This window comes from Desulfosporosinus sp. Tol-M2 (assembly GCF_059735615.1).
Genome location: NZ_JCAIJG010000114.1, coordinates 1 through 7786 on the forward strand (window position 1 = coordinate 1; position 7786 = coordinate 7786).

The 7786-nt window shown below is 44.0% G+C and carries 8 protein-coding genes and 1 tRNA gene; 2 read left to right on the forward strand and 7 right to left on the reverse strand.

Translation table 11 applies throughout. From position 1 onward, the window contains the following. Positions 1-466 precede the first annotated feature (466 nt). Positions 467-1258: a polysaccharide deacetylase family protein gene (locus AC6I5A_RS08490; RefSeq protein ID WP_034614444.1), complete on the forward strand. Its 792-nt coding sequence runs from the start codon at positions 467-469 to the stop codon at positions 1256-1258. A 7-nt stretch (positions 1259-1265) separates the two neighbouring features. On the opposite strand, the gene AC6I5A_RS08495 is transcribed toward AC6I5A_RS08490, so the two are convergent. After that, positions 1266-2273 carry a hypothetical protein gene (locus AC6I5A_RS08495; RefSeq protein ID WP_034614448.1) on the reverse strand — a complete coding sequence of 336 codons (1008 nt, stop codon included), beginning with the start codon at positions 2271-2273 and terminating at the stop codon, positions 1266-1268. A 59-nt stretch (positions 2274-2332) separates the two neighbouring features. After that, positions 2333-3202, reverse strand: coding sequence for a YitT family protein (locus AC6I5A_RS08500; protein ID WP_034614449.1), 870 nt, complete (start codon positions 3200-3202; stop codon positions 2333-2335). Positions 3203-3386: 184 nt separating this feature from the next. On the opposite strand from AC6I5A_RS08500, the gene AC6I5A_RS08505 reads away from it, so the two are divergent. Continuing rightward, a tRNA-Arg gene (locus tag AC6I5A_RS08505) sits at positions 3387-3462 on the forward strand. Between the two features lie 20 nt (positions 3463-3482). On the opposite strand, the gene AC6I5A_RS08510 is transcribed toward AC6I5A_RS08505, so the two are convergent. From AC6I5A_RS08510 to AC6I5A_RS08530, 5 genes are all read right to left on the reverse strand, one after another. Next, complete coding sequence (locus AC6I5A_RS08510; RefSeq protein WP_034614461.1) at positions 3483-4097, reverse strand: nucleoside/nucleotide kinase family protein; 615 nt, start codon at positions 4095-4097, stop codon at positions 3483-3485. A 35-nt stretch (positions 4098-4132) separates the two neighbouring features. Next, positions 4133-5134 (reverse strand): ABC transporter ATP-binding protein, encoded by a 1002-nt coding sequence (locus AC6I5A_RS08515; protein ID WP_034614452.1) that lies wholly within the window; start codon positions 5132-5134, stop codon positions 4133-4135. A 3-nt stretch (positions 5135-5137) separates the two neighbouring features. Further along, entirely contained in the window at positions 5138-6145 is a 1008-nt protein-coding gene (locus tag AC6I5A_RS08520; RefSeq protein WP_034614456.1) for an ABC transporter ATP-binding protein, read from the reverse strand. Between the two features lie 13 nt (positions 6146-6158). Continuing rightward, on the reverse strand, positions 6159-7073 hold the full coding sequence (locus AC6I5A_RS08525; RefSeq protein WP_034614458.1) for an ABC transporter permease: 915 nt from the start codon (positions 7071-7073) through the stop codon (positions 6159-6161). Positions 7074-7075: 2 nt separating this feature from the next. Then, positions 7076-7786: ABC transporter permease (locus AC6I5A_RS08530; RefSeq protein WP_034614466.1), on the reverse strand; the 711-nt coding region annotated here is incomplete at its 5' end.

Sequence of the window (7786 nt, forward strand, 5' to 3'; positions counted from 1 at the left end):
AGAAACATACAGAGAAACATATAAAGGAACTTGAAGATGAACCAGCTTGTATCCTGGACATAAAAGTCGAAATATGATAATCTAATTCCAATGAAGGGAGTGTTTAAACCTATGAACACATATCGTCCAACCCAATCTTCAAATTATTGGATGATTGCACTCAAACTTCTCATACTTATCCTGGGCCTTTATATCTCTGCCTTAGTATTAAATATAGTTTTCACATGGGTGTTTGCCATTACCTTCTTCCTGATCCGCTTCGTTGTTATATTAGTTGTCTCTTTTATGGTCTTGCATTTTTTTCTTAAATTATTGTTTAAAATTGATTTACTCCACTTTGTGACGAGTAAACTTTTCTTAAAATAACCCCTTAGCTTAAATTAAGCGCCTGAAAAGGGCGTTTTTTTTTTATGCCTCATGATCCGGCTTTCGAACGAATATCTTTTAAGCGAGGGAGGAATGCCAAATGCGAATTATTATTTTCAAACGTCCAGCGTGGCGCAATATTGTCCTCTGGGGAATCCTATTATTCGTCTTGATCGCTTACCGTGAGAATGCCACATCTGTATTTTCCGGGAAATTGAAACCGATATACTCAGCAACTGTCAACACCCCTGCGATCGGACTGACCTTTGATATCAGTTGGGGGGAAAAAACAGCCGAACCAATCCTTGATATTCTCAAACAGGAAAGTATTCATGCCACGTTTTTTCTCTCCAGTCCCTGGGCGGAGAAACATCAAAAGTTAGTGCAGAGAATGGTGATTGAAGGTCATGAAATCGGTTCACATGGCAATCGCCATATAGATCTTAATACCTTGGGAGCCCTCGAAATTGAAAAGGAGATTACCACTTCCCAACAAGTCCTTGAACAGATAACTGGTCGTCCGGTCCGCTTAATCCGCACACCCAACGGCGCTTATAATAATAAGGTTATCTCAATCGCTCATAAGTTAGGCTACCAAGTGATCCAATGGAGTGTGGATTCTCTGGACTGGAAACGACCCGGCCCAAGTGCTGTGATCAATAACGTACTCAACGGGCTGCGTTCGGGAGGTGGGGCTAAAGCCGGGGATATTATTTTATTTCATGCCTCCGACTCTGCACCAGATACCATTCAAGCCTTGCCAACTGTCATTCAACGCCTAAAAAGCAAAGGGTACAGCTTAATCCCGGTCGGTCAGTTGCTTACTCAGGCGAGCAATACTTGGCCGCCCGAAAGTAATCTACAGGAAGAACCCCTCGCGCCTGTCAAATAAACTATCCCTATTCTCCATTTTCAACTATAATAGAACGCAAGATTCGATCCGCTTTTTGGCGCGCTGTCACCTGGTCCAGTGATTTTTGAGCATCCGCTTTCAAGCCACCTTCAAGCCCACTTTTCAGGGCTCGTTCCAGTAAAGACTTACCTTCTTGCAGTTGTCCATTACTTAAAGCATGGACCCCATTCACATAGTTGATGCAAGCATCTCCCCCGGGAAGTTCTTTTAGGGCGGAAAGGCTATCCGACAACTCCTGCATGTTGTTTTCATGAATAGCAAGCACAGCTTTCTTTGTTTCAAACAACGTATTTTTAGGCCGCCAGGTTTGAGACACGATTATTCGGCTTAGCTCCCGCGCTTTTGCCCATTGCCCTTCCCCCAGGGCTATGTTAAAAGCCAATGATATGCAAGCCGGATTATTGGGTTCTAAACGTTGTGCCGCTTCGAGCTCAGTCCGGGTTACTTGATGATCACCCCTGCTCATTGCCGCCTGAGCCAGGGTTAAATGCCTCAAAACTTGCGCCTGCTTGGGCACAGTTTTCCAATCCAGTTCCGCTTCTGCCAGTAGGCGGCTTGACTCCTGCTCATCCCCTTTTACCATTGCGAGCATCCCCTGCCCCAACTGACCCAGCGGTGTCTTAGCCAATAGGTTTAAGACCTTCTGCGCTTCAGTCATCTTCCCTTTTTGCAGGTTGAGCAAAAACAGCCAAAATTGATGCTTTTCATCTTGATGGCCGGCTAATTTAGATTCTAAGTTCGTCCCCCCCATATTAAGTTCAAGCCATAACGATGCATCTTTAATCATGCCCAGTTTATTTAAAAAACCACCATGCACTTCCCACCACTGTAATTCCTCTTTCACCCTTGGTACGTCGTAAATACTTTCCGCTCGTTTTAAGCGCTCTGTCCGCCATATAAAAGGCGAGGCTATGACCATTACAATAATCAAAAATAAAAGCAAGAACATGGTCCGGCGACGCTTCCAAGGACTACGTTTGCGCCGTTTTAGCAATACTATCCCTCGTTCCCATCCTTTTCTCTAACATTTTACAGAGGGTATCTTTGAGACTCTTAATGACCTTTCCATGATGAAAAGCCTTCCCCGACAACTTCAGGCACCTCGGAAATTGCCACAAAAGCCTGTGGATCTTGCATACGCACGATTTCTTTGATTTGGGATAATTCTGTGCGGTTGATAACACAGTATACTACTTGTTTAACTTCTCCTGAAAAAGCCCCGGCCGCATGAAAAAGTGTAACCCCTCGATCAAGCTTTGCCATGATTTCATCCGCAATTATTCGAGGATGCGTAGTTACCACCATGACCGACTTGGAGTGACTCAAGCCTTCCTGTACAAAATCAACGACTCGGGTGGCAATAAACATATAGACCATCGCATACATGGCCATCTCTGGTCGAAACATGATCGCTACCCCCAGGAAAATCACCGCATCAATTCCCAGTAATATTTGACCCACACTAAAGGGGGTGGTTCTAGCAAACAATACGGCTAAAATGTCTGTTCCGCCAAGTGAGCCTCGGGAGCGAAATATTATGCCCATCCCGACTCCCGAAAGGACACCTCCGGATATAGTGGCGAGCAACGTATCATGAGTCAATATCGGCAGATGCGAGGTCATTGAAAGCGTGGCGGAGAGTACACCGACACCCACAATACTGAAAATCAGAAAATTTCGTCCCACCACTCGAAGGCCAAGAATGAAAAGCGGGAGATTTAGCAAAAGGACAGTCCAACTCATGGGCCAATGAAATAAGTAATACAAGATAATAGCAATTCCTGTGACCCCACCATCGGCAATTTGATTGGGAATAATTAATGTATTAATACTCACACTTACTATCGTTGCACCTATTACGATCCCCAGCAAGTGTTTCAACAATTGTAACGTAAAATATGCGCGAATGCGTCTCCAGTGCAAGAGAATCCCTCGTTTCCTATATCCTCGTTGAATTATACTTCAGAGTCTTCAAAGAGACAACTTTTAAATCCTTTCCAGGCATTCATTATTCCGCAGCGCATAATTCCGCGAAATAAATTTCTGGACCGATAATGCTTGACAAAATACTCATTATTGAGTAAAGTAATTTAGTGTCCTCAAGCAAGCGCTCGTAGCTCAGTGGATAGAGTGACGGTTTCCGAAGCCGGAGGTCGCAGGTTCAAATCCCGCCGGGCGCACCAATATGATATTTAAGCCACAACTATGTTGTGGCTTTGTTAGTTCTTTGCATCACCCTATAAATATCGGCTTTAATATTCTGGATACATTCTATTATGTTTTCGTTCGGATAATGCTTTTGCACTCCATAAGCCTCTAATTTTTGCTTACAGAAATCATTACTATCCGCTAAAAATCTTCGGCATAGTTCCTCATAGTTAGGTTGTGATTGTTGTTTTTCTCTATCTAGTGCCCTTGCCAGTCTAACTCCATCATCGACCTCAATATACAGAGGGATAAGATTACTCGCATCAAAATAATTTTGGAGGTTTTTATAGGACTCTAACGTAGCGATCAGAAGATAATAATTATCCTGTGCCAAATCAATTTGACCGTCGTCAACCGTACAGTAAGACCATCTGCCATTAATAGTATTATATTCTCTCTGTTCTATTATTTTCCCCAATTTTCTATAATGTACCAATAATTCTTCAGCTACGAAGTGATACTCACGCCCTTGATTTTCGTTGCGTCTTATCGGTCTGGTCGTATAAGGTATCACCGGCTTCAAATTCAGTTCTTTATCTTTTAGAAGGTTTTTAAGAATCGTGTCCTTTCCCGAACTGCTTTTACCCATTAGACAGAATATTTTACCCACATTGTCCCCATCCTTCATACTCGCTACAATCATTTTTACCTTGATAATTGTAACATCGCTACTTGGTGGCACGCAATTAAATGATTATTACCCCCGTCTTGTAAGACTGGCGTTTCCTCGGCACAAATCGCCATAGCATGCGGACATCGGGTCCGGAAATAACAACCCGAAGGAGGGTCAATTGAACTCGGCACATTCCCCATAGGGGCAATGCGCCGGCGTTTGCCTTCTACATTTGGATCAGGAATTAGAATGGCACTTAATAACCCTTGTGTATACGGATGCATTGGATGTAAATAGAGATCTCTACTGCTCGAAAGCTCAACAATTCGGCCCAAGTACATGACCGCAATGCGGTGCGAAATATACTTAACCATCGATAAGTCATGAGCAATAAACAAGTAAGTTAAACCTAACTTTTCTTGTAATTCCCCTAACATATTGACAACTTGAGACTGGATAGATACATCTAACGCAGAAATAGGTTCATCGCAAATAATCAAACTTGGGTTTACTGCCAATGCTCTGGCAATACCTACCCTCTGCCGTTGTCCTCCCGAAAACTCATGGGGGAACCGGTTGGCATGTTCAGGGTTTAAACCTACTATTTTCAGCAATTCAAAAATCCGGTTTGTTCGTTCCTGACCCTTAGCCAATCTATGAATATCTAAGGCCTCGGCAACAATATCCCCCACCGTCATCCGGGGATTTAGAGAAGCATAAGGATCTTGAAAAATCATTTGCATATTGCGACGAAGCTCCATCAGATCCTTCCCTTTAGCCTTCGTAACGTCTTTACCTTCAAAGATGATCTGACCGGCTGTTGGTTCATAAAGCCGAATGATCGACCTTCCGGCCGTTGACTTACCGCACCCGCTTTCTCCAACAATGCCCAGGGTTTCCCCTCTTTTTACCTTAAAACTAATTCCATTAACAGCCTGGACTATTTGTTTCTTTTTGGTAAACAAACCCCCACCCAGGGGGAAGTGCTTGACTAAGTTATTGACTTCTAAGATATATTCTTCATGTACCGCCATGGTTTATACTCTCCCTTTCAGCTCAGCTACTCTGGGAGCCTGGGGATGTTGCAGCCAGCAAGCCACCTGGCGCCCTTCGCCGAGTTGGGTATATTCCGGTGTTTGCTCGGTGCAGATTCGCATACAGTGCATGCAACGCGGCGCAAATCCACATCCTTTTGGAGAATTATGGAGGTCTATGGGCGTACCGGGGATGGAGATAAGTTTCGTGTTCCTATCCGCATCCAGGCAAGGTACAGATTTCAAAAGGCCCCAAGTATAGGGATGTTTTGGTTTATAGTAAACATCTTTAGTATTGCCGCTTTCAATAATCCTTCCACCGTACATTACAATAACCCTGCTGCAAAGCCCCGCTACTACCCCTAAATCGTGGGTAATCATAATGATAGAGGTATTAATTTTACTCTTGAGATCTCTCATCAATTCTAAAATCTGGGCCTGGATCGTCACGTCAAGGGCAGTAGTAGGCTCATCTGCAATGAGCAATTTGGGGTTACAGGCCAAGGCAATAGCAATCATAACCCGTTGACGCATACCACTGGAAAAATGATGAGGATACTGATTAAAACGGCTTTCGGGATTAGATATTCCCACCAATTCTAAAAACTTGACGGCACGGTCAGTTGCTGCCTGGCCGGTTAACCCCTCATGCCGCTTAAGAACCTCCGTCAGTTGCAATCCAATAGTTAGGACTGGATTTAGCGAGGTCAAAGGATCCTGGAAAATCATACTGATATCTTTACCACGGATGAACTCCATTTGTTTTTCACTTATTTTCAGTAGGTCCTCCCCCATAAAATTAATACTGCCCCCCATGATTTTCCCGGGGGGATCAGGAATTAAACGCATTATGGATTGGGCAGTAACGCTCTTCCCACAGCCAGATTCCCCTAAAATACCTATAGCCTCACCAACGTCCAAGTGGAAGCTTACACCATTAACAGCCTTAACTTCACCGGTATGGGTAAAGAAAGAGGTACATAAGTCTTTAACTTCCAGCAAATACGCCATATTTCATCCTCCTCTACTTCCGCATTTTAGGGTCAAAGGCATCCCGCAAACCGTCACCAACAAAGTTAAAGGCCAACATTGTTATAGTGATAGCCAACGAAGGAAGAAGTAAGGCATTGGGATGTGAGGGAATACTTAACCTACCCGCTGAGGCCATAGAACCCCAGCTTGCTAAAGGGGGCTTGATACCAATTCCAATAAAGCTCAGAAATGCCTCCATTAAGATGGCGGCAGGGATCTGCATAGCAAGCGTCACGATAATTGGACCAATTGTATTCGGAATGAGGTGTTTAAACAACAGTCTCCTGGTATTTGCTCCGAGGGTACGAGCAGCCAAAACATATTCCTGTTCACGCAAGGCAAGAATTTGCCCTCGAACAATTCTAGCCATAGCCATCCAATTAACAATCCCTAAGACGATCATGATATTAATCAGGCCGCCTTGGCCCAATAAGACCATAAGCAAAATGACATAGAGCAAGTCTGGTACACTATAGATGATATCGATAATACGCATCATAATATTGTCGACTCTGCCGCCAAAATAACCGGAAATCCCACCGTAAGAGACTCCTAGTACTAGATTAATCATCACTGATACTAAACCAATTTCTAAAGAGATTCTTCCCCCATACATAATCCGGGTCATTATATCCCTTCCCAGATCATCTGTGCCAAAGGGATGAATCCAGGATGGAGATGCAAAAAGATTATCCAGATCATTTGTAAAGTAATTATAATGCGAAAACATCGGCCCACCGAAAGAAAAAATCACGAGCAGACCAAGAACTACCAGACCGGGCATAGCGAGATAATTCTTCTTAAACCGTCGCCACGCATCTTGCCAAAGAGACGTCCCAGGATGCGCTTTTGCATCCGTAGAAACTTGAGACTCCGCCGGTTCGAACATACTTGGTGATAAGCTCATGCTTACGCCCCCTTCTGCTTGGCCAGTTTGATCCGCGGATCAACCAACGTGTAGACAATATCCACCAACAGGTTGAATACCACAAGGAGAGTGCAATACAATATGGTAATCCCCATAATAGTTGGATAGTCACGATTATTGATACTGGTTACGAAGAACTGACCAATACCCGGTATGTTAAAAATAAATTCCACCACGAAATTACCTGTCAGGATATAGGCAAAGAATGGTCCCAAATACGTAATAATTGGTAATAGCGCATTTCGCATAGCATGTCGTGTAATAATTAGATAGCTTGGTAAGCCTTTGGCACGAGCAGTGCGGATATAATCTTGACTTAAAACATCCAACATGCTTGTCCGCATCAAGCGCGTTACTTGGGCAAGAGGGTAGGCACTTAAGGCAAGCGAGGGAAGCGCAAGCTGTTTCCATTCACCCCAACCAACCGGGGGAAACCAACCGGTTTTATAGGCTAAATAATACTGGAATAAAGTAGCGAGAACAAAACCCGGTACTGAGATACCGATTGTAGAAAGCACAGTTGCCGCAATATCAGGGGTTTTATTCCGACCTAAGGCCGCTATCGTTCCTAAAAATAGGCCGCCGCCGATACTAAATATAGTTGCCAATAAACCAACCGCTGCTGTTTTCGGCATGCCGTCCTTTATGAGATCATTCACTGTTCTTCCAGCATAACGAAAAGTGGGCCCCAG

Excerpts from the sequence above, each read along its gene's own strand:
- AC6I5A_RS08515 (WP_034614452.1), bottom strand. The coding sequence starts at position 5,134 with ATGGCGGTACATGAAGAATATATCTTAGAAGTCAATAACTTAGTCAAG.
- AC6I5A_RS08525 (WP_034614458.1), bottom strand. The coding sequence starts at position 7,073 with ATGAGCTTATCACCAAGTATGTTCGAACCGGCGGAGTCTCAAGTTTCT.
- AC6I5A_RS08490 (WP_034614444.1), top strand. The coding sequence starts at position 467 with ATGCGAATTATTATTTTCAAACGTCCAGCGTGGCGCAATATTGTCCTC.
- AC6I5A_RS08520 (WP_034614456.1), bottom strand. The coding sequence starts at position 6,145 with ATGGCGTATTTGCTGGAAGTTAAAGACTTATGTACCTCTTTCTTTACC.